Source organism: Luteibacter sp. P1_D3, assembly GCF_056406135.1.
This window is the reverse complement of sequence record NZ_JBFUAT010000016.1, coordinates 1-21,384: the sequence shown is the minus strand read 5'-3', so window position 1 is coordinate 21,384 and position 21,384 is coordinate 1. Positions and strand designations below refer to the sequence as shown.

The following is a 21,384-nucleotide window of genomic DNA, read 5'->3' as shown; positions in this document are numbered from 1 at the left end:
CAAGTTTGCGATAATCCCCGGCTCGTAGACCCACGGAAGCCCCTCTCATGCTGGATCCCGCCCTCCTGCGCGGCAAGCTCGCCGAAACGGCTGAGCGCCTGCGCGCCGCCCGGAACTTCGACCTCGACGTCCCGACGATCGAGCGCCTCGAATCCGAGCGCAAGGCGCTCTCCACCGAGACCCAGGACCTGCAGAACCTGCGCAACACCCGTTCCAAAGCCATCGGTCAGGCCAAGGGCAAGGGCGAAAGCGTGGACGCGCTCATGGCCGAGGTGGCCGGCATCGGCGACAAGCTCAAGTCCAACGAGCAGGCGCTCGCCGAGGTCCAGGCCAAGCTGGCCGACATCGCCCTGGGCATCCCGAACCTCCCCGACGACTCCGTGCCCATCGGCAAGGACGAGAACGACAACGTGGAGATCCTCCGTTGGGGCCACCCGCGTCCGTTCGACTTCCCGGTGAAGGACCACGTGGACCTGGGCGTCCGTCACGGCTGGCTCGACGGCGAAGCCGGGGCCAAGCTGTCCGGCGCACGCTTCACCGTGCTGCGCGGCCAGCTCGCGCACCTGCACCGCGCGCTCGCCCAGTTCATGCTGGACCTGCACACCACGCGTCACGGCTACCTCGAGCACAACGTGCCGTTGATCGTGAATGCGGCCGCGATGGAAGGCACCAGCCAGCTACCCAAGTTCGAAGACGACCTGTTCGGCACGATGGTCGACGAGGTGAAGCGCTACCTCATCCCCACCTCCGAAGTGACGCTGACCAACCTCGTGCGCGAGAGCATCGTCGACGCGGGCGAGCTGCCCATGCGCATGACCGCGCACTCCATGTGCTTCCGCGCCGAAGCCGGCAGCTACGGCCGCGATACCCGCGGCATGATCCGCCAGCACCAGTTCGAGAAGGTCGAGATGGTGCAGATCGCTACCGCCGAGACCAGCTTCGCCCAGCTCGAGGAGATGGTCGGGCATGCCGAGGCCGTGCTGCAGGCGCTGAAGCTGCCGTACCGCAAGGTGCAGCTGTGCACCGGCGACATGGGCTTTGCCGCGGCCAAGACCTACGATCTCGAGGTCTGGCTGCCCAGCCAGAATACGTATCGCGAGATCAGCAGCTGCTCCAACTGCACGGACTTCCAGGCGCGCCGCATGTCGGCCCGCTGGCGGAATCCGGCGAGCAACAAGCCGGAGCTGGTGCATACCTTGAACGGCTCGGGTCTGGCCGTGGGCCGGACCCTCGTGGCCGTGATGGAGAACTTCCAGCAGGCCGACGGCTCGATCGAGGTGCCGGACGTGCTGCGGCCGTATATGGCGGGGATTGAGGCGATTGCCTGATCGTCGGGTATGATTGGCGCCCCTGGGTTTTCCCCGGGGGAGCCAATGTTCGGAGCCGGGTAGGGTGCAATGCCCACCGGTGCGTTTGAAAATACGGAGAGATGGCCGAGTGGTTTAAGGCAGCAGTCTTGAAAACTGCCGTAGGTGTGAGCCTACCGTGGGTTCGAATCCCACTCTCTCCGCCAGACAGGTTTTTCTGTATTCTAATCAATAACTTAGAAGATTTCAGAAAAATCCACGTCGGGACACAAATCGGGACACAAAAGGTCCTCGATGCGCATCCCGCACTATCTCCAAAAAGCGCCTTCCGGTGTCTGGCATTACCGCCAGCGCATTCCCAGTCTTCTGATTCCCCTCGTCGGCCGGACCATGGTCAAGAAGTCTCTCGTGACCCGCGAGCTGGGTGTTGCGCGTGACCTCGCCCTGCGCTGGTGGCGTGCGTATGATGAGTTGCATATCAACGTCAGGCGCTTGGGGATGGCAGGGAAGACGAAGGATGTGCGGTTGCTCATCGAGCGGCTAAAAAGGGCAGGGCAACACTACCGCCTTATCCACAAGCCTGACGGCACCATTGAAGTGGAAGTGTTGGGTCCGGAAGACCATGCACTGGCGATGGATGCCGTGGCGCGCATCGGTGACATGACCCGCGAGCCCTTCATCCAGCAGGCGGTTGCAGCGTCGCGCAAGACAACACGTGCCGCCGCAGCAACACCCGTCGCGACACCACCGCCGGCACCGGTCGCAAGACAGGTCGTTCCCGAAACGTCGCACCTGCCGAACAAAGCCATCGGTAAGGCCATTGACGAGTGGGAAGCTGAAATCAAATCCGGCACGCGACCCAAGACCCTGGTCATCAAGCGTCTGGCGGTGGCCGACTTCGTCAAGGTGTTCGGATCAAAGCGTCCGGTGTTTGAAGTCACACGCGTCGAGATTGGCGCCTGGGTATCGGAGTTGCGCGCGCGGAATCTCGCCACCCCGACCATCGTCAACCGCCTGAGCTACTTCAAGGGCTTTCTTGAGTGGTGCAGGGGAAAAGGCTTCATTGAGTTCCCGCGCAACGATTCTCCTGCAACGGGACACGTGACGTACAAGACGCGCGAAAAGCGCATGCGCAAGAAGCACGGGTACAAGGCGTTCAACGATGCGCAGCTCAAATTGCTGTTCGCACCAGTCCCGATGGGCAAGATGCACAAAGATGCGCGTCTGGGCACCTGGATGGGGTTGTATCTCGGTGCGCGGGTTTCTGAAATCGGCCAGCTGGCTCTGGATGACTTTTTCGACGTCGAGGGCATTCCCTGCTTGCGCATCACGGACGAAGGCGAAGGGCAAAGCACCAAGAACCACTCGTCGAACCGCATTATTCCGGTCCATCCCGAGCTCATCAAAATGGGCCTGCTCAAAAAGGTCGCGCGCATGCGGTCGATGGGCGAGACAAGGCTGTTTCCCAAGGTCGGCAAGGGCGCCATGAATGGCGCAGGCGACTGGTTGTCGAAAGCGTTCGGTCGCTACGTGAAACTCGTCCTGCCTGCGCCGGACGTCGGCAAGCTCGGCTTTCACAGCTTCCGCAAGACTGTCATCCAGACTTTGCAGGCGGCAGGGGTGCAGGCGGAGCTTCGCGCTGCTTATGTCGGGCATGAATTGGACGACGAGCACCATGCCAGTTACAGCATGGACGCGCCGAAGCACCAGGTGCTCGATGCCATCGGCAAGCTCGATTATCCCGTTGCGCCTGAAACGAACGCGTTCGTCTGAGGCAAGATGGACGAGGCGGAATGGATCCTGGGTCGCAGGTCACGCCAACACCCATGACTGCGTTCGTCCCACCACGTGGCACGCTGGCATCAGTCCCCTGGCCGGGAAGGCGCACAGTCGACCACGGGGTCGCTTTCGGGCAGCTCCAGGCGGGCAGTGGAACGACGGTTGAAGGAGCTGGTACGACGGGCTTACCCGCGAAGTGCAGGTTGACAGGCAGTGCGGCTTGTCTGCCAGCCACTTTGCCCGCGCCTTTCGGGATTCTGTCGGGATGCCGCCGTACCAGTGGCTCATCGGGCGAGGGGTCGAGCGCACCAAGGACCTGATGAGAGAAAAGGGCCGGTTGTTGACCGGTGTTGCGTTGAGCGCAGGGTTTGCCGAGCTGAGCCACTACAGCCGTGTTTTCCAAAGTCACCGGCATGCCGCCAAGCGTCTGGCGACGGGCCGGGTCAGGCGGGCAGGCGCAGCAGCGCACTTGCACTGGCCGACCCATGAAGGCATCAATGTCCGCATGTGCCGTCGGAATCTGGCGACGGATTGAACCAAACGTGTCAGGGTAGGGGCGATGTCGGGCAGGGAGTACTTGTCGGATTCCGACGCCAGGCGGTTTACCGCCATGGCCAGCGAGCTTCGGAGGTTGCAGGCGTCGCCCGACGACCTCGTGCAGCTGACGGCGCTCGAGGTTGCCCTAATTGACCGCATCAGGCGCTGTGAGCGCCACCAGCGGCGTTACCGGACCATGCTGGCCGGGCTCAAGGCGAAGCGTCGCTCACGCCTGTCGAAGGCGGAATCCCTTGCCGTCAAGGACGCCATGGGCCGGTGTGTCGATGCCATCGACGCGCTCCAGTACAAGGCTCGCGTATGGCGGGCGTTTGGTGACGGGATAGCGCACATCTATCTCGACAAGTATGCCCTCAAGCAGACGTTGTACAACGCGACGGATTTTTCGCCCAAGGAGGAAGCCGGGTTCTTGGACGGCAAGGCGGGCTTTGACGGCGAGTGGGCATTGACCCTCGACGCCCTGGAGTCCGGTGTTCCGGCGCTGCTTTCTGATCTGACCAACATCATCCGCCATGGCGATGTCTGCCTGATGGGCGAGTCCACACCTGTCCTCATCGAGGTCAAGTCCAGTGGCAACCAGAACATGCGTACGGTCCGTCAGTCACGGTCACTGCAGGCCGTGCAGTCGTTTCTGCAGACGGACGTATCGACGGAGCTCCGGGGATTGGGGCGGATGATTCGACGGTCACTCCCGGCGAACGACGTCGAGGTCAACCACTACACCTCCATAAACGACGCGATGCGGGAAGCCCTCGCGGAGGGCTGGTCCATAGTCCAACCTGAGCCAGGTGTCCTGTACGCGTGCGGTCACGTCGACGCCAGCGACGGGGAGGCGTTTGGAGCCGCGTTGAACGAGGTGGTGATGGGCATGCCAGGGCCGCCGAGGATGGTGACGTACGCACTGAGCGAGGCGCGGCGGGACAACACCTGGGGCCATTACACCCCCTACGTGCTGTCTCTCGAGCCCACGCACGCGGGGCTGTTTATTGCCGGCAGGGTGTTGACGCTGGTGTTTGTCGACTTGAACCGTGTTGTCGAGCTGTTTGCCGGTTGCGGGGTGACCTGCACTGTCTTGCCGGAAGGTCCATGGATGTTTGAGATCGAAACGTTGGTCGACGGCAAACGACCGGGAGCGAGCCGCATATCGAAGGGACTTTTCGGTCGCATCGCGTTTGATTTCCAGTCCCTGGAATGGTTCGTCCGCACACAGGTGGCGGTGACGGTGGAGATGTCCGCTCAAGCCGGTGTCGACTGGAGCCTGCCCATCGAATGGCCAGCGCTGCTTGGCACGTGAGCGGGGGGTGCGGGGACACCGCGCGCCTCAATTGCCGGGGGTGGCCGGGCTTTGTGATATCCGGCCGATGACCCCCGCAAGCACATGCGCGACAGCATCGGCATCGATGTTGTGGCGGGCGTGGGGTTGTGGACGGACGATGGCCCGCAGCTCGGTCAGACGGATGCACTGCAGATACTGGGAGCGCGTCATGCCGGCCTGGTGACAGGCTTCGCGACCGAGTGCCGTGCCTGCCTCCCAGCAGTCTCCGCACAGGTCCACCCGGTGCGGCCCCTTCATTCCGGGTGGCGCAAGAAATACGCGCGGGGAAGCGAGGAAGGTGAACTGCACGGACTTGTTTGACGGCCGCACGACGAGCGCCTTTGCCCGGTTGCACCCGGGGCACTGCCAGTCGTCCGGCAATGCCGCCCAGCGGGCTTGCGACTCGGCTTTCGCCACATGCTGGATTTGAGCCGGCGTCGGAGTCCGTTTGGCCTTCGGCCAGCGCTTCGTCCTCCAGGTCTCGAAAGAGTGGTTGCCGGCGCGACGCGTCCCACAGAGGATCTCGACGCCGCCGATGTAGCCATGGGACTTGAGTTTGGACTCGGCCGCCTGTCTGACCTGGCTTGCTTTCGACCCTTCGTCCGACGGCTGGAACCAGTGTGTGTCACGGGCCGCCATGCGTGCGATGCCGTTGACGAAACGCATGCGGATTTCGAATGTGGGCAGGATTTCGTCATACACGGCACGCGCCGCATCTTCGTCGATACGGTGGTCCTCGTTGGGCCGGGCAATGACGAAGCGGCGAATCTCGGCCGGTGAAAACGATAGGTACTTCGGTGCGCCGACGAGTTTCTTTGCAGCAGGGTCTGCACTGTTGCAGTCCTGGCACATCAAAGTGCGGTCATAGGCCGAAACCATGTCGGCCGACCGTCTGGCAAACGTGCCGCACAACGCGTCTGCGACAACCTCGGCACCGGAGGTCGAGTGCAAGACGAAGTATTCCTCGAGCGCGTCGACCATGTGGTCGTGGTGCTCCATGAGGATGCACATGAGCTCGCCGTGCCTGTTGAGGCGAACAATTTCGGCTTTCTTCCGTCCGCAGCCCGGGCATTCCCACGCCTGGGGCGTCATGGCCCAGAGCTCGGTCATGTACAGGCTGCGGGTCTTGAACCGCTCGAGCAAGGCAACGGTTTGCGGCGACATGGCGCCGTCGAGTCTGCCGTTTCCTTCCCGGACTGCTTCAACCAGCCGGCTTGGGTCGGTCGTGAGCGTTGTGACGACGGTGATGGGCTGTGTCACCGCGGCACGCTGGCGACGTTGGCGACGTTGGCGATGAGCGAGGCGTAGTCGTCCTTGCTGTGGAGCGGACGGACCAGATGGAGGTCCTCATAGCTGCAATGAAGGAGGCTGCGCTGGGCACCTTTGTCCTGTCCGGTCAGGAAGACGTTGGCGCGGACTTTCGTTTCATCCGTAGCCAAGTCCCGTGCGGTGGGGACCGGGACGGCGAGCCACCGGCCATAGCTGACGGCGGCTCTCGATGCGTGGAGGCTTCCGCCGTCCACGTCCGATTGGACCATGACAACGCCCCGCGCAAGGCCCGCCTGCGTCTTGTCCCGTCGCACGAACTGTGCCGGGATGGGCTCGACGCCGAAGCCAAACTCGGAAACGAGGGCGCCTCCGGATTCGACAATCTCCTCGGCAAGTCCCTTGTGCGAGGTCGGTGCCACGGTTTGTAACCCATGGGCCAGCACAGCAACGGTATGGCCGCCCGCTGCAAGGGTTGCCCGGTGGGCGATGGCGTCACAGCCTAAAGCCAGCCCGCTGACCACGCTCCAGGCTTGCCGGGCAAAGAACTCGCTGATGCGTTCGGCAATCAGCGTGCCGTGATGCGTGGGCTTTCGGGTTCCGATGATGGCAACGGAGTGCTCCGGATGCGGGGCAAGCCGGCCACGTACCCACAGGAAGTAGGGCGAGTCCTTGGATGCTGCAAGGAGCCTCGGGAAATCCGTTTCGTCGAAGCCCAGGATACGGGTCCCGGTCGCTTCGGCCCGATCACGCTGGCGGGCGGCCGCCTCGATGGCTTTGTCCCACGCGCCCGGCTCGTTGAGGCTCTTGGCCAGCCTCGTCACGCGGTGCACGGTGTCGGCCCGGTCTTCGTCAAGCAAGTCGGGACTGGCACCAATGAGGCGCAGTGCCACAGGGCCGACGCCCTTGAGCATGGACCATTCGAGCAACCGCAGGGTTCGGTCCGAGATAGGGCTCACTGGGCAGAGACGGCCTTGGTAAACGAGAGGGGGAGGACGGAAGCGGCGCCATTGTCCACCAGATAGTGGTGCGCATAAAACAAGGTGGCCCCACTGGTCGTCACGTCGTCAAGGACGATGAAGCTTCGGCCCGCCACGAGAAGGGGGTTGACCACCCGGAAGTGGTCCCTGACATTGGCGAAGCGCTCGGCCGCGCTGAGAAATTCGCCGTGGTGCGAGCGAACGCCTTCCAGGTAAGCGAACACGTCTGGCTTGAACGACAGCATCTGCCGGTCGCGAACGCGGATGGGCATGTCCCGGTGGGATTGGGCCAGTTGGGCGAGCAGACGCTCGAGCCTGGGCTGGCGCCCAGGTTTCGCCGGGATCACGGTCACGACAGCGTGATTGCCCTTCGCAAACCGAGCCTTCTCGGTCAATGCTGCGCGAATTGCCCCTATCCAGTAATCCGGAAACGCCTCGGCGTCCTTGAGGCCTTCGATGTCCATCGACAACCGGTGCCAGGCACGGCGATGCTTGTCTTCGTCATCGTCCCTGAAGCGCCGACCGAGCACCTGGATGCGAACCGGGGCCCGCTTCTCGGGCGTGCGATCAAAGTGGTTGATGGCCTCGATGCGCGGCGGCCTCGCTGTCCCCGGTGCCTTGCCATAAACTGCCCACGCCTCCATGAGCGGCAGGTGCTCGACGCGCGATTGGAGAAACGCAAGCAGGTCAGCGGGGCCCTTGACCCGTGCGTCAGGCATGCGTTCGAGCATGCCGTACTGGTCAAAATGCAGCTTGGCGGGCCATGCGGATTCTTCGGAGACCATCCAGACTCCCGCACGATAGGCGGCCTGGAGGTCGACCTTGTCGTCGCCGATGACGGCGACACGCGAAGCGTCAGTCGCACCGGTTTTCAGCGCTATGTCCCAGATGCCATCCGGTGCAGGCTTGGGGTGCGCCACTTCGCGCGCGGCGACTGTCGCGTCAAAGGCAAAGCCCGGATAAAACAGGGCCAGCAAGACGTCGAGGTAGGCACGGGGCGCGCGGGTGAAGACGCCAATGCGCAGCTGGGGATGCGCACGTTTGAGCGCCTCGAAAAAGGTCTGGGGATAGATGGGCGTGACTGATGCACGTGCATGGGTGGCGAGTGACTCGCGGTAGTTGGGGGGTTGCTGGTCCACAAAATCCGCACCCCGGAAGTTGGCGATGGCGTCGGTGCGAAGCAGTGTGTTGTCGAGGTCGAAAACCAGCAGTTCGAATTCCATGTGAGTCCCTGTTCACTTCATTTGTTTCGGCCGTCCCTGCGGCACGGTCCTTCGCCGACCCTGTGAGCTCGGTCTTGTCCGGAGGGGTCGGCCTGACGCACCCGCGCAGGTGCACGTCGGGATGGTCTGGCGTCGGTGTGGTCCCTCCTGGCCGCCTTCGCTTCGTCCCTCTCGGCGCATGCGCCTGCTGTGCCGGTGCACTCCCCTGGAAGTCACACGGCGGCCGAAGCCTAACCGGATGACGCTCGCCATTCCATACTCGAAAGAGCGAAAAACGGGCAAATGTGGACGATGCCGAAAATGCATAGTGATGGGCCGCGGTTGCGGTGAAACCGCCCTAAAGTTCGGACCACTCCGGGCCGATGAGACAGGCATTTGGAATTTTGAATGGATCTCACCCACGAGGAGGCGGTGTCCCGTCTTGGTCAGCACAGGGCCGTGTTCGCTGTCCTCTTACTTGCCGCGCTCTCGATGTGGCTGGCGCTGGCTGCCAAGACCTTGGTGGGCATCTTCGTCCAGCCAGGAATGCCAACCCACATCGCGCGGCTCTTCGCGCCCCTCGAGGCTGTCAGCGGCTGGCCGGTGGCGTCGTACCTCTGGTCACTCGCCCCGGAAGCCGAAGTCCATGACGGACTGGCTTACGTGCTCTCCCCTTATGTGTGGGTGATGATGGTGCTCGCTTTTTTCACCATCAAAGAACGCGGGCTCATCCGGCGTTTGTCCGCCGCGCTGCGACAGGTTCGCATCGTGCCGCAGTCAAACACCAACCGCATCGGCAACGTGCAAGCGGGCGGCAACGTCACCATCAACCAGACGATTTACGAAAAGCCGTCCGAAAAGCCACTGATACGCTTGGTGTTGCCCGCCGTTGTCTCAGCGGTGGTCACCGGTGTGTTCACCCTCGTCCAGGCATGGCTTGGACTCTGAGATGACAACGGACGCCGAGCCAGTCCTGCCTGACACCGACCCGGCACAGCCGATGGCAGAACCAGCAACACCCTTCTCGATTTTCGACGAACTCTCGTCGTTTCTCCTTTGGCTATCCAAACGCTGGCCGGGGCTGGGCCTTGGTGGCCTCGTGCTGGCCATGCTGCTGTGGATTGACTTCATCAGTCTGTTTGACCTGCCGGTGAGCTTCATCTCACCGGGCATCCTCTCGGCCTTGCCCATCCTCGGGCTGTCGGTCGGTGTGCCGGTAGTTGGTGCCATCGTCATCGCGGCCCTGATGGCCTTCGTCCTTTGGCAACCGCTTCACAAAGGCGGCCCGTCGCTGGTTACTCCGGTGTCCACACCGGACGACGGTGTAAAGCGCCCGGATGTCTTCATGCGCTGGCTGGTGCTTTGCCTGGTGCATGCCTTTTACTGGGTGGCATACCTTGGCGTTGTGAGCTTGCACTTCAAGCCGTCGGGCGAATGGGTCTGGCTGCTGGCCTTTGTCTTGCCGGGCATCTACGGCTTTTTCTCCTTCTGGCCGGTCTTTCGCGCAGCAAGTCCGAAGTATCCGTCCGGTTGGTTCATCATCCTGTTTGCCGGCTGTCTGGCTTCACTGACTGCGTTTTCAGGCTTGCTGTTTCTGCCGCTCGTGTCAGCAGCAGGTGCGACCGGTTCTTTGGGCACCATCGTGCACCTTGAGGCCTACGTCGCCATCATGGTCGGCGTCGCGCTCGTCCAGCTGGTGACAGCAAAGCTTGTGATGCGAGGTTGGCGCCGCGGATTGCTTCGTAAGGTATTTCTCTTCGTCATGGCTTTGCTTGTCCCCGTCCTCGCGTTTCCGGGCGTGGGTGGCCAGTTCGCGTCCTATCGTCTGCGGCTCAGTGGTCCTGCACACGCTCCTTGCATGGTGCTGGTGTTTCGTCAGGGCCAGACCGTGACCGACAGCATCCCGCAGGCCGTGGTCGGCGCCGGGGCGGGGCACTCGGTGCCTTTCGAGTTCGTCACGCGTCTCGATGACCAGTACTACGTCAAGGCGCACGTGTTCGAAGGACCCACCTTTGTTGTGCCCGTCAGTGCCATCGGCGGTTTTGAGGCGTGCCCGAAGGGTGCGTCGATGACACCGTAGCAGAGGCGACTGTCGGAAAACGAAGTTCACCAGGCGCGGGCGACAACGTAAACAGGAACGCCTGCCACATCTGTCAAACACGGAACAGGGAAAGAAATGGACACTGAACACATTGAACTCAACGGGCCGGACACCGAGGCAGACGCGTCCCCGGGCGCGCTTTCGACCTTCGTCACAGGCCTGATTGAAACGGTCCAGCCAGACGTCACCGACGTGCGCCGCCACATCATCGACCTGCAGCAGGCACACCCGGGTCTGACCCGCGAGGAATTGGCCGAGAAGTGGGCGGACCGCGTTTGCTGGCGCTACGCGTCGGAAGGCGCAGCGACCGCCTTGCCTGGCGCCATTCCTGGACTCGGTACCGCCGTGATGGTTGGGGTCGAGGCCGTGGCCATCAGCGCGGACCTCGCCTACATGATTCGGTGCATGGCGGGTTTGACCATTGGCGTGGGGCTGGTCTTCGACCGTGACGTCGAAGCGTCCTTCAACCAGGACTTCGTGCGCGTACTCGGTCTCTGGTGCGGTGTGCTCAACCTCTCAAAGCCTGCCGTCACCCGGGTTGCCACAAAGGTTGCCGTCGCCCAGTTCAAGCGCTTGCCGGCTGAGATTTTCAAGCGAATCAACCGGCGTGTAGGCACGACCATTGTCACCAAATACGGCGTCAAGCGCGGTGGCATTGCCGTCGGTCGCCTGATCCCGTTTGGTGTTGGTGCACTCGTGGGCGGCGGCTTCAACCTTGCAACCATGAAAGCATTCAAGGCATCAGCGCTCAGTTACTACGGCACCGACAATGGTGAGCTGTTCGAAGCCGAAGGCTAAACGGGTCAGCCTGTCGCACACCCCTAACCACAATCCCATCAGGCAAGGACGACAAGGCATGGATCGCATCCAGGACATCGCACCCGCACTCGAAGACCTCCTTAAAGGCGGGCCGCTTGAGCATTTTCAGGAGCGCCGCCGGGCGCTGAACGGCGGGAACGCCTGGCGCGACGGGCTGTTTTCCGAACAAAAAGGTGTTGAACAGCCGCGTCAGGGTTACGCGTTCCATAAGGGCGGGCGCTCCGAACTGCAGTTCAACATCGGCTTTGAAGACGACAACCACTTCCGCTTTGGCGTGGCCTTTGGCATCCAGGCAGGTCAGTCGCTTCCTGACCCGGTGTCTGTGCTCGGGGCGAGAATAAAGCGGTTCAACGCCGTGCTCGCGTCCCGCCATGATTTTTCTTCCTTGCAGATGTGGCACTACGAGAACGGAAAAATGCACGGCCCCTATTCGCCTCGTCCGGTTCCGGATGCGCTTGTTCGCGAGGGTGTGTTTGTCTTCCTGGGCGAGCGTGTCAAGGTCGGCACCGCTGGCGTGACCGTYGAGATTCTCCAGCAGGCCAAGGGTACGCTCGAGAGTCTCTGGCCTTTGTTTGAAGTTGTCGAAGGCAAGGACCGCCCGTTGCCGGCACCACCGGGCGACAAGCGCGTTGCCCGGCTTTGCTGGAACGCGCACAACTGGACGAGGCCATCGGGCCGCCCCGGAAAGACAAGCTCGAAGAATGCATTCGAGGGCGTCAACGGTTACGGCCATGAGGAATGGCTGTTTGACTGGGAGAATGTGCACGAGGGCTGGCAATACGGGTTCATCCAGGGCGTCAAGAGAGCGCACTGGGGCGAGGTGTTTGACCTGCTGCTTTACTCCCTCAATACCCCGAACCACACGCGCTACTGGGTGGGCACCATCGAAGGTGTTGAAGTGCTCGATGGAAAGGCTGCGCTCGCCGCGAGCCGCCGCATGGAACGCCTCGGCAAGCTCGGCCGCATGCGCGGGCAGATTGAAGCGTTCGGTCTCGAGCCCGGGACCCTTGTGGCGCATGAGGGGCACAACGTCATCAACGTGCGTTTTCGCCCGGCGCAGGCCACAGTCTTTGACGAGCCGGTGGAATTTGACCATGACGAGCTCCCGATGGGACGCTACGTCCTCCAGGAACCGAAGACGTCGCAGCAGGTGCTGTACCGGCCGGGCCCCGGGCGCGACAAGGTGGTCAAGCGCGGCGTGCACACTTCCGTTTCGCAGCGCACCACGTACGCCAACGTCATCGACATCGACCCGGTGCACGCCAAATGGCAAGTGCGTCTGGAGCAAACCGTCCCTGAGGACCTGCCCGGAGCCAAGGCGGACAAGGAACGGGTCATTGAAGACCATCGCATTGATCTGGTCGTTGAGCGCGACGGCTTTTGTGCTTTTGTTGAAATCAAGACCGACCCCTCGCCACGCAAGGTTATCCGGGCAGCGCTGGCCCAGTTGCTCGAATACGCTTACTGGCCGGATGACCAGCGTTGTCACGTGCTGCTGATTGCTGGCGCCTTGCCTGCAGGAAGCGATGACGAAGACTTCCTTTCGATGCTGAGGGCCTCGTTTGGCATCCCTGTGTACTACATCCACATCGACGACGGCCGCCTCGCCGGGCTCGCCCAGCGGTGGCCGACCTGGGTGGCTGCCCACCCACCCGGAGGGAGAACTGGCGCGGCGGACTCAAAATCCGGTGGTCGGTGACAGTTGCACCAGCGACTCTGGCTGCTTTGGGGGGGGTACTCGGCTGGCGGCAGCCGTTGTCGTTCGAAGTCCGTCATTGCCGGTTTTGGAATTGATGATTGGATAACGACAAAATGGCTTCCACGTCCAATCGTCGCTCGCAGGCCCATAGGCAAATTGAGTGCCTGTGCGCGGGTGGCATGTCGCCCCGGCGTTGGTTCAATCAGGGGATTCGAATGCAAGACATTTTCGCAAACGGGCGTCGCGTTCGCGCGTGCCTTCTCGCTGGCCTCGGTATTGCGGTTTCTGTTCCAGCAAGCGTGGTCTGTGCCCAGGGAACGGCAGGCAGCATCTTCGGTCACGGTCCGGCCGGTAGCGACGTCATTGCGGTCAGCGCGACCGGCGCGCAGAGACATGCAACGGTTGGCGCAAAGGGCCGTTACTCAATTGACCACGTGCAGATGGGCACGTATGCCGTCACCTTGCAAAAAGACGGCAAGGATATCGACACCCGTAAGAACGTTGGTATCACGGTGGGGCGGGGGGCGGAAGTGGATTTTGCCTGTCCCGGGGACAAGTGCGCGGCTGCCGACTAGGTAGATGTGTGGTTCCGGCCATCCGGCGCCTCCATGCGTTGGACGGGACGACGAAAAGAACGCGCGTAATGGAGGCCGGACCGGTCAGAAGGAAGAGCAAGCCGGCGGCGCGGGCCAGCCGGTCTGAGCGGTATGGGATTGCATTGGCCGCCCTGCGTGTGCGACGAAACCAGAGGCTTCCTTGATGTGGACGCCGGTTTCGGTTGATCGCAGTTGATCGCCACGCAGGTCGGGACCACTCTTGCCCGAATTCACCGGATGGCCGCACTGGTGGGACAGGTTGGGTAAGGTGCGCTGCGCAGAACCCGGAACAGAGGTGTCCTTCACGAGGGGTTGCCATTCGTCCGGGAATGAATTTTGAACGCACACATGAGGTGTGCATGGGGAATGGAAGATGTCCAAACAGTGGATTGTGTTTTGGGTGGCAGCCGTTGCGGCCACAGTCGTTGTGACGTGCATCTGGCTCTTGCACACCGTGCATGCACGAAAACGGGCAGGGGTCGTGCCTGAAGGCATCTGGCATCTTCTTGACCGGGCACAAAGCCGTCCGCACGCAGCAGAACGGCTCGCGACCAATCTGGTTTTCTGGATCGTTCTCATGGGCGTGCTCTGGGGCTTCAGCACGTGTTTTCCGCGCCTCGGTCCGCTTGCCGTCGAGTCCTCTACACCCCTTGGCATCACCAAGATGGTCGACTATGCCGACGGGGAGCTTTGGCTGTTGCAGGTGCTGGCCGGTATGCTCGTGTTTATTGGATACAAGCTCATTCAGCGCGTCGTGCGATGGCGAAACGAGAACGTAGTCTGGCTCGAAGACAGCAGGCGATACATCATTGATGACTTCTGGAGTGCCTTCCTGAACTTCGGCTCGCTTTTCATCATCAGTGGGTTCGTGCAGGCATTCGAGGGCAGGTTCCATTTTCTCATTACCATGCTCCTCGGCTTCTTTAACGTGGTCGTCTACGCATTCTGGTCAAATCTCGCAAGCGAAACTGCGCCTGCCTGTGCGTGCAGCCAGCATCTCCCGACTTGCGGTCGGGTTTCAAACGAAACGGTTCGGCAGGAACGTGAAACGCAGCCTGCGCCTTGTACTCACGCTGAGCCAAACACGAACGCCGCGATATAGCTTGCGGCGAGCGCAATCGCCAGGGTGAGCACGCCGGCGATGACCATGCATGCAATGAAGAGGGCGCCGTCGATGAGATTGTTGCGGATGGACGAAGACATGGGAAACTCCGGTCGGGAGTTCCACCGTAACGTCGCACCGGAAGTCGTCAAGTCGCGCCCCGCCCTGGATTCGTCCAATGCGACATATTGCCCACCTGAAGGCGCCTGCCGCCGCCGTTTATAACCAAAAAGCCAGTTTCCGTGGCACCGCCTTCGCTCGTCGGTCAGTTTGCCGGGATGGACCTGTGAATGAATCGCACGCCAGGGCGGGTGTTTGGCTTGTCGGTGGTACATGCGCCTCGCGCAGCCGCTTCTTGCCGTGGCGCCCGTCAGTCTTCGTCGACTCGAGCGCCAGGCGTGCAGCGACCCGGCCCAGAAGGCGACTCGCGCCCGTCCGTCAATCCTTCGCCATCCACGACACGCCATTGAACATCCAACCAGGAACAACCTTTCATCATGATTTTTGCAAGTGCAGACGAATTTAATGCAATCCTGACCCGGCTCTCGATCCTTCGCTACGTGTTTGTATCCCGCACGAAGGGGTCGGAATACGACCTCAACAAGCAGTCGGAAAAATTTTTCGCGCGCCTCCTGAACCTTGTTCTCGACAAGAATCTCAAGGTCATGGAAAAGGAGAGAAAGAACTTTCCCGCAATTGACCTTGGTGATGACGAAGCAAGGCTTTGCATCCAGGTCACAGCAGAGAACCGGTCAAAAAAGATACGGAAGACTCTTGAAAAATTCGAAAAGCACTCCCTCTCGACACGGTTCGAAAGGCTGGTCATTCTTGTCATCACGAACAAGAAGAAATATACGGCAACGTTCGACGACGTTCCCGGTCTCGATTTTTCTGTTGAGCGGGACGTCTGGGATATTGATGACCTGCTCCTTGAGATTGATGGCCTGGAGCTCTCTCGGCTGAAAGAGGTGGGCGCTTTCCTCGAGCAAGAGTTGCCATCCCTGCTTGCCCCGTTCATGCCAAGCAACACGAAGCTGCGTCTGGCCGAAGACCGAATTCACCAGCCACCGACGCATGCCGGTGCGTTCCGCAAGGCCTGGGGGGACGAAGAAGATGAGGCAGCCTGGCAGGCAGACTTCAAGGACGTCATGCGGTTTTACAAGAAGCTGACCGGGTTGCCACCGCTAACGCGCCAATATCTTTACCTGTTCATGACGCGCGGTACCGTGGACAAGGGCGAGGATCGCATCGGCATGTCGCCGGGAAAAATAAGGGGATTGTTGGAGAACGGCAAAGACAGCGATGCCCAGCTGGAGATCCTGGAAGGAGAGAAATTCGTCGACTATCCCGAATCAGGTGTGTATCCCGAGCGGATACACATCAGCTTTTTTCTGGATTCGGGGACAGAGCTGTTTGCACTGCTAAAGGCGTTTTGCAGAGCAAGCAAGAAGGGGCCAAAAGACCGCGAGGCGATGCTTGAACGCCTGATTGTGGACTGCCGGTTCGACCTCTTCGACGACCCTTCAGCCTAACGAACAGGCGGCCCGCTAGTGAGGTAGCTCGCGCCCATTCCCTGGGCGCCGGCTGCTGAAGCACCAAGCCCCTGGCTGCGCAGCTTTGGCCGGCCCACCTGAGGTCGACGTCGGGCGCCGACATTGCCTGCAGCAACACCAGTTCGTCCCGCGCGACGCCCCTCAGTCTGGTTCGGCCAGACCAGGCACCCGTTCAAGGTCAGCGACCAGAAATTCCACCAGCGCCCGTGCCGCTGAGCGGGTCGCGCGGCCGAGCGGAAAGTAGGCGTGTACCGCCACATCGGTCGTTTTCCAGTCCGGCAACACCCTCACCAGGGTGCCGTCGGACAGCTCACCTGTGCACGCCCAGGAAACGGTCGACACAATGCCGTAGCCAGCGACAGCCGCAGCCACAGCCCCTTCGTTTTCGTTGGTCATGAACCAGGGTTGCACCTCGGGCATGACGGTCTCGCCGTCCTTTTCAAATACCCATCCCGTCGGCACATTCGACGCTGGCCCCCCGACGACGCGGTGCCCGAGGAGATCCATCGGGGACGTCGGCGTACCGGCCTCGGCAAGATAGGCAGGCGAGGCGACCACCACACGCGACACCGTCGCAATCTGGCGTGCGGTGGCACCCGAATCGGGCAGACGGCCGAGCCGGATGGCCACATCCACAGCGTCGCGCACGAGGTCTTGCCGGCGGTCTTCCAGTGACATCTGCACCTGCAGCTGCGGATGCCTTGCAAAAAAAGGCGACAGGCGCGGAATGATTTCCCGCACCGCAATGGAGGTCGACGCACCGATGCGCAGCACGCCCCGCAAGTCGGTCCCTTCGCGGATGGATAGCTCTGCCTCGTCAAGGGCGACGAGGATCGGTTCCATGCGGGCGAGAAATTCTGTGCCGGCTTCGGTCGGCACCACCGCCCGGGTGGTGCGAAGAAGCAACCGGACGCCGAGGTCGCTTTCGAGATCGGCAATGGTGCGCGACGCCTGGGATTGCGACAGGTGGCATTCGCGGGCCGCAGCGGAGAAGCTGCCGAGTCGCGCAACACGGGTGAACAGGCGCAGGGCAGTGAGGTCTTTCATGGGCTGCGAGGCTCCTTGGCCTGCATTGTTGCGCTGGCTGCATAAAACATAGCGGAAACGGATGGCTACTGGCCGTGGCCCATGGGCGTGAAGATGGTTCATCGCCACCGAGGACGAATCCCGTGCAGACCACCATCGCTTCAATGTCGCTCCCCCGCATCCCTCAACCTGCCATCGCGACCACGTTGGGCCGCACGGAGCGGGGCGTCTTGCTTGCGCTGTCCCTTGGCGCATTTGCGGTGGGCACGGAAGGCTTCATGATTGCCGCGCTGTTGCCGGGCATGGCCACTTCCCTCGATGTCACCATTGGACAGGCGGGGCAGCTCGTGACCCTCTTCGCCCTGGCCTACGCGTTGAGCTCGCCTGTGCTGACCATAGCGACGGCACGATGGTCGCGCCACCGGGTCTTGCTGGTGTCCCTTGGCGCCTTTGCCCTGTCAAACATCGTCGCTGCAGTGGCCGGCGGCTACGGGGCGCTGGCCTTCGCCAGAATCTTGTTGGCCTTGGCCGCAGGGCTCTTCGTGCCGAATGCCAATGCGGTTGCAGGGCTGATTGTGCCTGTGGAATGGCGTGGGCGGGCGCTGGCCATCGTCAACGGCGGCAGCACGGTCGCCATCGCACTTGGCGTGCCGTTTGGCGCGCTCGTGGGCGCCCACTTCGGCTGGCGGGCGACCTTTGGCATCGTTGCCTTGATGTCCGGCGCGGCGCTCGCTGTGCTCGCCTGGGTCCTGCCGCGCAATCTGGCCAATCCGCCTGTGGCGACCCTTCGCCAACGCGTCAGTGCCATCGGCCAGCCCGGCGCGTTCCGGGCCCTGGCAACCACCACCGTGTGGGCGGCCGGTTCGTATGCCATGTACACCTACATCGCCCCTTACCTGCATGAAGCGGCAGGTCTCGACGGCGCCTCTGCCGGCTGGGTGCTGACCCTGCTCGGATTCTGTGCGCTCATCGGTGTCACCCTGGGCGGGATGGCCAGTGACCGCCTCGGGGCCTCGCGCGTCCACGCAATCAGCCTGCCGGCCACTGCCTTTGCCTTCGCGGGGCTCAGCGTGGTCGCTTTCTTCTTCGCACCGCATGCCCTTGCACCCGTGCTTGCTCTCGTCGTCGTATGGGGAGCCGGGGTGTGGTCGTTCCTCCCGCCCCAGCAGCAGCGGCTGGCGACCCTCGCAGGCCCTGCCAACGCCGCAGTCATGATTTCGCTCAACGCCTCTTTCATCTACCTCGGCTTCTCACTGGGGGCAGCCGGCGGTTCCCTCGTCATCCATCTCTCGTCCATCGTCTGGCTGGGCCTTGTGGCTGCGGTGTGTCAGCTCATCGCGCTGGCCTTGTCCCAGCACCGCGCCGACGCCGTCGCTACCGCCCCAAAGACGGCGTGAGACCAACGACAGGCATGCCTGCCATCACACACCCGTTTCGCCGGCCGCAGGTGCGCCGCACCGGCTCTCTTCACCACGCCAGGACAATGACCCCATGAATCGCGACGTCTTGTTCCAACCGGTTGACCTCGGCGCGTTGCGCCTCCGAAACCGCATCGTGATGCCGGCCATGATGCGCATGCGGGCCACCGATGGCATTCCGCACGCGGCCACGGCCGAGTACTACGCACAGCGCGCAGCAGCAGGGCTCATCATCGCCGAGGCCACTGCGGTGTCGGAAGACGCACCGGGCTACCCGGGCATGACGGGTCTGTATACCGCAGCGCATGTCGAAGGGTGGCGGCGCGTGGTCGACGCGGTCCACGACGAGGGCGGTCTCATTGTCTTGCAGCTCGTCCATCACGGCCGGCTCGTCCATTCGAGCGCGGTGCCGAATGGCAAGCGCCCGGTGGGCCCGTCCGCCGTCCGGGCAGGGGGCCTTGCCATTACCGAGGGGTTTGTTCGCAGGCCCTTTGAGGTGCCGCGAGCGCTGACCACCCTGGAAGTCGGCAGCATGGTGGCGACCTTCTGGCGGGCGGCGCGGATGGCCATCGATGCAGGCTTTGACGGGGTTGAAATCAATGCCGCCAACGGCTCACTGCTCGACCAGTTCCTGCATGATGACGCCAATACAAGAACGGACGCCTACGGCGGCAGTGGCCCCAACCGTGCACGGCTGCTGTTTGAGGTGGTTGACGCCATCAGTGACGCGGTCGGTCCCGACATGACTGCTGTGCGCCTGTCACCCTTCGGCCGGCTCGGCGCCTTGCGAGACTCGGACCCGGTTGGGTTGTACCGGACCGTGTTCGATGGCCTGTCCGGGCGCAACCTTGCCTACCTCAATCTCATTGAACCGACACTCGCGACCGAAGAGGTCGATTTGTTCACCGAGCAGGTCCGTGCCGCCTACACGGGCCGCATCGTCAGCGCTGGCGGCCACACGCCCGAGAGTGCGGCGCACGCCATCGGCGATGGCATTGCAGACGCGGTCGCATTCGGCAGATTGTTTGTGGCAAACCCGGACCTGCCGCTGCGCCTCCAGCTTGACTTGCCGCTCAACGAAGCGGAGGACGCGACCCTGTTTGGCGGCGGCGAGCACGGGCTGACCGATTACCCGTCCGTGGCCCGGCGCTATCCACCGCAAAAGCCGGCGTCCGGGGCGACCGAAGTTTCATCCGGACTGACGGCCGGGCTCTGCCGTCGTTAGGCGCGATGGGCGAGAACGGTACGCTGGTGGGCGCAGGTCTGGTAAAAGGGCTTTGACGGTCGCCGCACTGGGCGCTGACCCCTCGACAGGGATTTCGCGATGATGTTGCCGCGTACAGCCAAGAGCCAGGGGATTTGCGTCGTAGTGGGTTTCATCGTGCTGGTGGTGCTCCTCGGTGGCCTTTACGCGTACGGCACACCAACGCCCTGGTTCGATGAAGAGGCGCCGAGTCACGCATACCTCGACGCGCTGGCTTATCTCTTCCCCTGTCTTGCGGGTGTATGTGCAGGGGCGGGTTTGTTTGTCCGCCTTCCCGGAAGGGTGACAGAAAATCCGACAGCGGACGCGAAGGACACGGACAAGGACGACAGTCTCACCGAGCGGATTTTTTATATCTGCTCAGTCGTATTTCTCGTCGGGGGCCTGGCCAGCTATGCACTCTGTCATCCTTGCAAGATGCCCGCGCTGGTGATCATCATCAGCGTGTCACTGATGACCATGGCGATGGTCTTGTTGGGCCGGGTCTTCGCCGAGAGTAGCAAAGGTCGGGGAGCGACAGCTGCAAAATGGATCGGGGGCGTGATGGTCGCCGTTGCCACTGCAGCCGTCTTTTACGGAGTGGTGAACTTCGACTCCTTCTTCATGTGTGGTGTCTGTGCATCCTGATGAGGCCGTCGCTTGCGCGAGCCCAACAGGTAGGCCTTCACGGGGACCGACATGGTTGGGCAGCGAACCGCACATCGGTACGCGCGTGCTGCATTCGCAGCTCACACTGAGCCGGCGCCCGAGTATTGGCGCTGGGTCTTCGGCCAGCTTGAACGCGGCAATGGACGCCAAGAGTGCAAGTGCAAAAAAAGCAAACACGGCTAGCCAGAATGCAGGGAGGCGGCATATTGCCTGCCACGGTTCGTTCGTGCTGGAGGTCGCAGAGGAAACGGGACAGCGGGCCATGGTCGCTCACGGTCAGATCGGGCCTCTAGATCTAACCAGCTCTTCGACGCCGTCAAGACGCGCCGAGGGGACAAACGGTCGCAGTACACCAGCGATTTCTACGGCGCCGGCTTGCCGCGCCAATCACGGCTCTGCGCGGCAGCGAATACGGATACGTTAGTCGCGCTTGCCGCCTGAGGGCCCGCGGCCTCTTTCAAACCAGACAATGGCGGCGCTGACGCCGAGGGCGTAGACGACGGCGCAAACGAGCAACAGCAAGAGCTTGGGGACAAACATGGACGGACTCCGTTGGGAAAGGTCTATCCATAACCTGATGTCAGTAGCCGTCAAGGGCGCAGGACCCCCGCTGCGGCGTGTTGTCCAGGCGCGATGACATCGATTTCCGACTGGCGTGCAGTCAGCTGGCAGGAGGCCCCGGCACCAGACCCTTGTAGGAAGCGACGACGGGCATGACGCCGCCGACGAACACAAAGGCGAGCAGGGCAAGAAG

The 21,384-nt window shown here is 62.4% G+C and carries 19 protein-coding genes and 1 tRNA gene; 15 read left to right on the top strand and 5 right to left on the bottom strand.

Annotated features, from left to right (window positions below):
- Nucleotides 1-47: 47 nt before the first annotated feature.
- The 5 genes from serS to AC1DYM_RS12010 all read left to right on the top strand — a co-directional run bounded on the left by serS (nt 48) and on the right by AC1DYM_RS12010 (nt 4,935).
- Nucleotides 48-1,328 carry a serine--tRNA ligase gene (serS, locus tag AC1DYM_RS12030; RefSeq protein ID WP_477338557.1) on the top strand — a complete coding sequence of 427 codons (1,281 nt, stop codon included), beginning with the start codon at nt 48-50 and terminating at the stop codon, nt 1,326-1,328.
- Between the two features lie 95 nt (nt 1,329-1,423).
- A tRNA-Ser gene (locus tag AC1DYM_RS12025) sits at nt 1,424-1,513 on the top strand.
- A gap of 88 nt (nt 1,514-1,601) precedes the next feature.
- On the top strand, nt 1,602-3,080 hold the full coding sequence (locus AC1DYM_RS12020; protein WP_477338555.1) for a DUF6538 domain-containing protein: 1,479 nt from the start codon (nt 1,602-1,604) through the stop codon (nt 3,078-3,080).
- A 226-nt stretch (nt 3,081-3,306) separates the two neighbouring features.
- Nucleotides 3,307-3,621 (top strand): helix-turn-helix domain-containing protein, encoded by a 315-nt coding sequence (locus tag AC1DYM_RS12015; protein WP_477338553.1) that lies wholly within the window; start codon nt 3,307-3,309, stop codon nt 3,619-3,621.
- Nucleotides 3,622-3,696: 75 nt separating this feature from the next.
- Entirely contained in the window at nt 3,697-4,935 is a 1,239-nt protein-coding gene (locus tag AC1DYM_RS12010) for a hypothetical protein (RefSeq protein ID WP_477338551.1), read from the top strand.
- Between the two features lie 27 nt (nt 4,936-4,962).
- On the opposite strand, the gene AC1DYM_RS12005 is transcribed toward AC1DYM_RS12010, so the two are convergent.
- The 3 genes from AC1DYM_RS12005 to AC1DYM_RS11995 are packed head-to-tail and all read right to left on the bottom strand — an operon-like array spanning nt 4,963 to nt 8,425.
- A complete protein-coding gene (locus tag AC1DYM_RS12005) occupies nt 4,963-6,216 on the bottom strand; it encodes a hypothetical protein (RefSeq protein ID WP_477338549.1) in 1,254 nt (417 codons plus the stop codon).
- Nucleotides 6,213-7,136, bottom strand: a complete 924-nt coding sequence (locus tag AC1DYM_RS12000) for a DNA-processing protein DprA (RefSeq protein WP_477338547.1) — start codon at nt 7,134-7,136, stop codon at nt 6,213-6,215. Before AC1DYM_RS12000 ends, AC1DYM_RS12005 begins: the two co-directional genes overlap by 4 nt.
- Nucleotides 7,137-7,177: 41 nt before the next feature.
- A complete protein-coding gene (locus AC1DYM_RS11995) occupies nt 7,178-8,425 on the bottom strand; it encodes an HAD hydrolase-like protein (RefSeq protein WP_477338546.1) in 1,248 nt (415 codons plus the stop codon).
- A 387-nt stretch (nt 8,426-8,812) separates the two neighbouring features.
- On the opposite strand from AC1DYM_RS11995, the gene AC1DYM_RS11990 reads away from it, so the two are divergent.
- The 6 genes from AC1DYM_RS11990 to AC1DYM_RS11965 all read left to right on the top strand — a co-directional run bounded on the left by AC1DYM_RS11990 (nt 8,813) and on the right by AC1DYM_RS11965 (nt 14,721).
- Nucleotides 8,813-9,352, top strand: coding sequence for a hypothetical protein (locus AC1DYM_RS11990; RefSeq protein WP_477338544.1), 540 nt, complete (start codon nt 8,813-8,815; stop codon nt 9,350-9,352).
- A 1-nt stretch (nt 9,353) separates the two neighbouring features.
- Nucleotides 9,354-10,484, top strand: coding sequence for a hypothetical protein (locus AC1DYM_RS11985; RefSeq protein ID WP_477338542.1), 1,131 nt, complete (start codon nt 9,354-9,356; stop codon nt 10,482-10,484).
- Nucleotides 10,485-10,580: 96 nt separating this feature from the next.
- A complete protein-coding gene (locus AC1DYM_RS11980; protein WP_477338540.1) occupies nt 10,581-11,303 on the top strand; it encodes a hypothetical protein in 723 nt (240 codons plus the stop codon).
- Between the two features lie 58 nt (nt 11,304-11,361).
- Entirely contained in the window at nt 11,362-13,023 is a 1,662-nt protein-coding gene (locus tag AC1DYM_RS11975; protein WP_477338538.1) for a hypothetical protein, read from the top strand.
- Nucleotides 13,024-13,238: 215 nt separating this feature from the next.
- The gene (locus AC1DYM_RS11970; RefSeq protein WP_477338537.1) at nt 13,239-13,598 is read left to right on the top strand and encodes a carboxypeptidase-like regulatory domain-containing protein; all 360 of its coding nucleotides are present in this window, start codon (nt 13,239-13,241) and stop codon (nt 13,596-13,598) included.
- A gap of 394 nt (nt 13,599-13,992) precedes the next feature.
- A complete protein-coding gene (locus AC1DYM_RS11965) occupies nt 13,993-14,721 on the top strand; it encodes a hypothetical protein (RefSeq protein WP_477338535.1) in 729 nt (242 codons plus the stop codon).
- Here the strand turns inward: AC1DYM_RS11965 and AC1DYM_RS11960 are convergent.
- A complete protein-coding gene (locus tag AC1DYM_RS11960) occupies nt 14,688-14,822 on the bottom strand; it encodes a hypothetical protein (RefSeq protein ID WP_477338533.1) in 135 nt (44 codons plus the stop codon). The two genes, AC1DYM_RS11965 and AC1DYM_RS11960, sit on opposite strands and share 34 nt — an antisense overlap.
- 396 nt (nt 14,823-15,218) lie before the next feature.
- On the opposite strand from AC1DYM_RS11960, the gene AC1DYM_RS11955 reads away from it, so the two are divergent.
- Nucleotides 15,219-16,253, top strand: coding sequence for an SMEK domain-containing protein (locus AC1DYM_RS11955; protein ID WP_477338531.1), 1,035 nt, complete (start codon nt 15,219-15,221; stop codon nt 16,251-16,253).
- 162 nt (nt 16,254-16,415) lie between these two features.
- Here AC1DYM_RS11955 and AC1DYM_RS11950 read toward each other — a convergent pair whose 3' ends face one another.
- Nucleotides 16,416-17,321, bottom strand: coding sequence for a LysR family transcriptional regulator (locus tag AC1DYM_RS11950; RefSeq protein WP_477338529.1), 906 nt, complete (start codon nt 17,319-17,321; stop codon nt 16,416-16,418).
- Nucleotides 17,322-17,443: 122 nt separating this feature from the next.
- On the opposite strand from AC1DYM_RS11950, the gene AC1DYM_RS11945 reads away from it, so the two are divergent.
- The 3 genes from AC1DYM_RS11945 (at nt 17,444) to AC1DYM_RS11935 (ending at nt 20,609) form a co-directional block, all read left to right on the top strand.
- Nucleotides 17,444-18,697: an MFS transporter gene (locus AC1DYM_RS11945; RefSeq protein ID WP_477338527.1), complete on the top strand. Its 1,254-nt coding sequence runs from the start codon at nt 17,444-17,446 to the stop codon at nt 18,695-18,697.
- A gap of 94 nt (nt 18,698-18,791) precedes the next feature.
- Nucleotides 18,792-19,943: an alkene reductase gene (locus AC1DYM_RS11940; RefSeq protein ID WP_477338525.1), complete on the top strand. Its 1,152-nt coding sequence runs from the start codon at nt 18,792-18,794 to the stop codon at nt 19,941-19,943.
- Nucleotides 19,944-20,042: 99 nt separating this feature from the next.
- A complete protein-coding gene (locus tag AC1DYM_RS11935; protein ID WP_477338523.1) occupies nt 20,043-20,609 on the top strand; it encodes a hypothetical protein in 567 nt (188 codons plus the stop codon).
- Nucleotides 20,610-21,384: the final 775 nt, after the last annotated feature.

Coding starts and splice junctions, on each gene's coding strand:
- AC1DYM_RS11960 (WP_477338533.1), bottom strand. CDS start 14,822: ATGTCTTCGTCCATCCGCAACAATCTCATCGACGGCGCCCTCTTCATT.
- AC1DYM_RS11995 (WP_477338546.1), bottom strand. CDS start 8,425: ATGGAATTCGAACTGCTGGTTTTCGACCTCGACAACACACTGCTTCGC.
- AC1DYM_RS11935 (WP_477338523.1), top strand. CDS start 20,043: ATGATGTTGCCGCGTACAGCCAAGAGCCAGGGGATTTGCGTCGTAGTG.
- AC1DYM_RS11955 (WP_477338531.1), top strand. CDS start 15,219: ATGATTTTTGCAAGTGCAGACGAATTTAATGCAATCCTGACCCGGCTC.
- AC1DYM_RS11940 (WP_477338525.1), top strand. CDS start 18,792: ATGAATCGCGACGTCTTGTTCCAACCGGTTGACCTCGGCGCGTTGCGC.
- AC1DYM_RS11985 (WP_477338542.1), top strand. CDS start 9,354: ATGACAACGGACGCCGAGCCAGTCCTGCCTGACACCGACCCGGCACAG.
- AC1DYM_RS11980 (WP_477338540.1), top strand. CDS start 10,581: ATGGACACTGAACACATTGAACTCAACGGGCCGGACACCGAGGCAGAC.
- AC1DYM_RS12000 (WP_477338547.1), bottom strand. CDS start 7,136: ATGCTCAAGGGCGTCGGCCCTGTGGCACTGCGCCTCATTGGTGCCAGT.
- AC1DYM_RS11950 (WP_477338529.1), bottom strand. CDS start 17,321: ATGAAAGACCTCACTGCCCTGCGCCTGTTCACCCGTGTTGCGCGACTC.
- AC1DYM_RS11970 (WP_477338537.1), top strand. CDS start 13,239: ATGCAAGACATTTTCGCAAACGGGCGTCGCGTTCGCGCGTGCCTTCTC.
- AC1DYM_RS11990 (WP_477338544.1), top strand. CDS start 8,813: ATGGATCTCACCCACGAGGAGGCGGTGTCCCGTCTTGGTCAGCACAGG.
- AC1DYM_RS12010 (WP_477338551.1), top strand. CDS start 3,697: ATGGCCAGCGAGCTTCGGAGGTTGCAGGCGTCGCCCGACGACCTCGTG.
- AC1DYM_RS11965 (WP_477338535.1), top strand. CDS start 13,993: ATGTCCAAACAGTGGATTGTGTTTTGGGTGGCAGCCGTTGCGGCCACA.
- AC1DYM_RS12020 (WP_477338555.1), top strand. CDS start 1,602: ATGCGCATCCCGCACTATCTCCAAAAAGCGCCTTCCGGTGTCTGGCAT.
- serS (WP_477338557.1), top strand. CDS start 48: ATGCTGGATCCCGCCCTCCTGCGCGGCAAGCTCGCCGAAACGGCTGAG.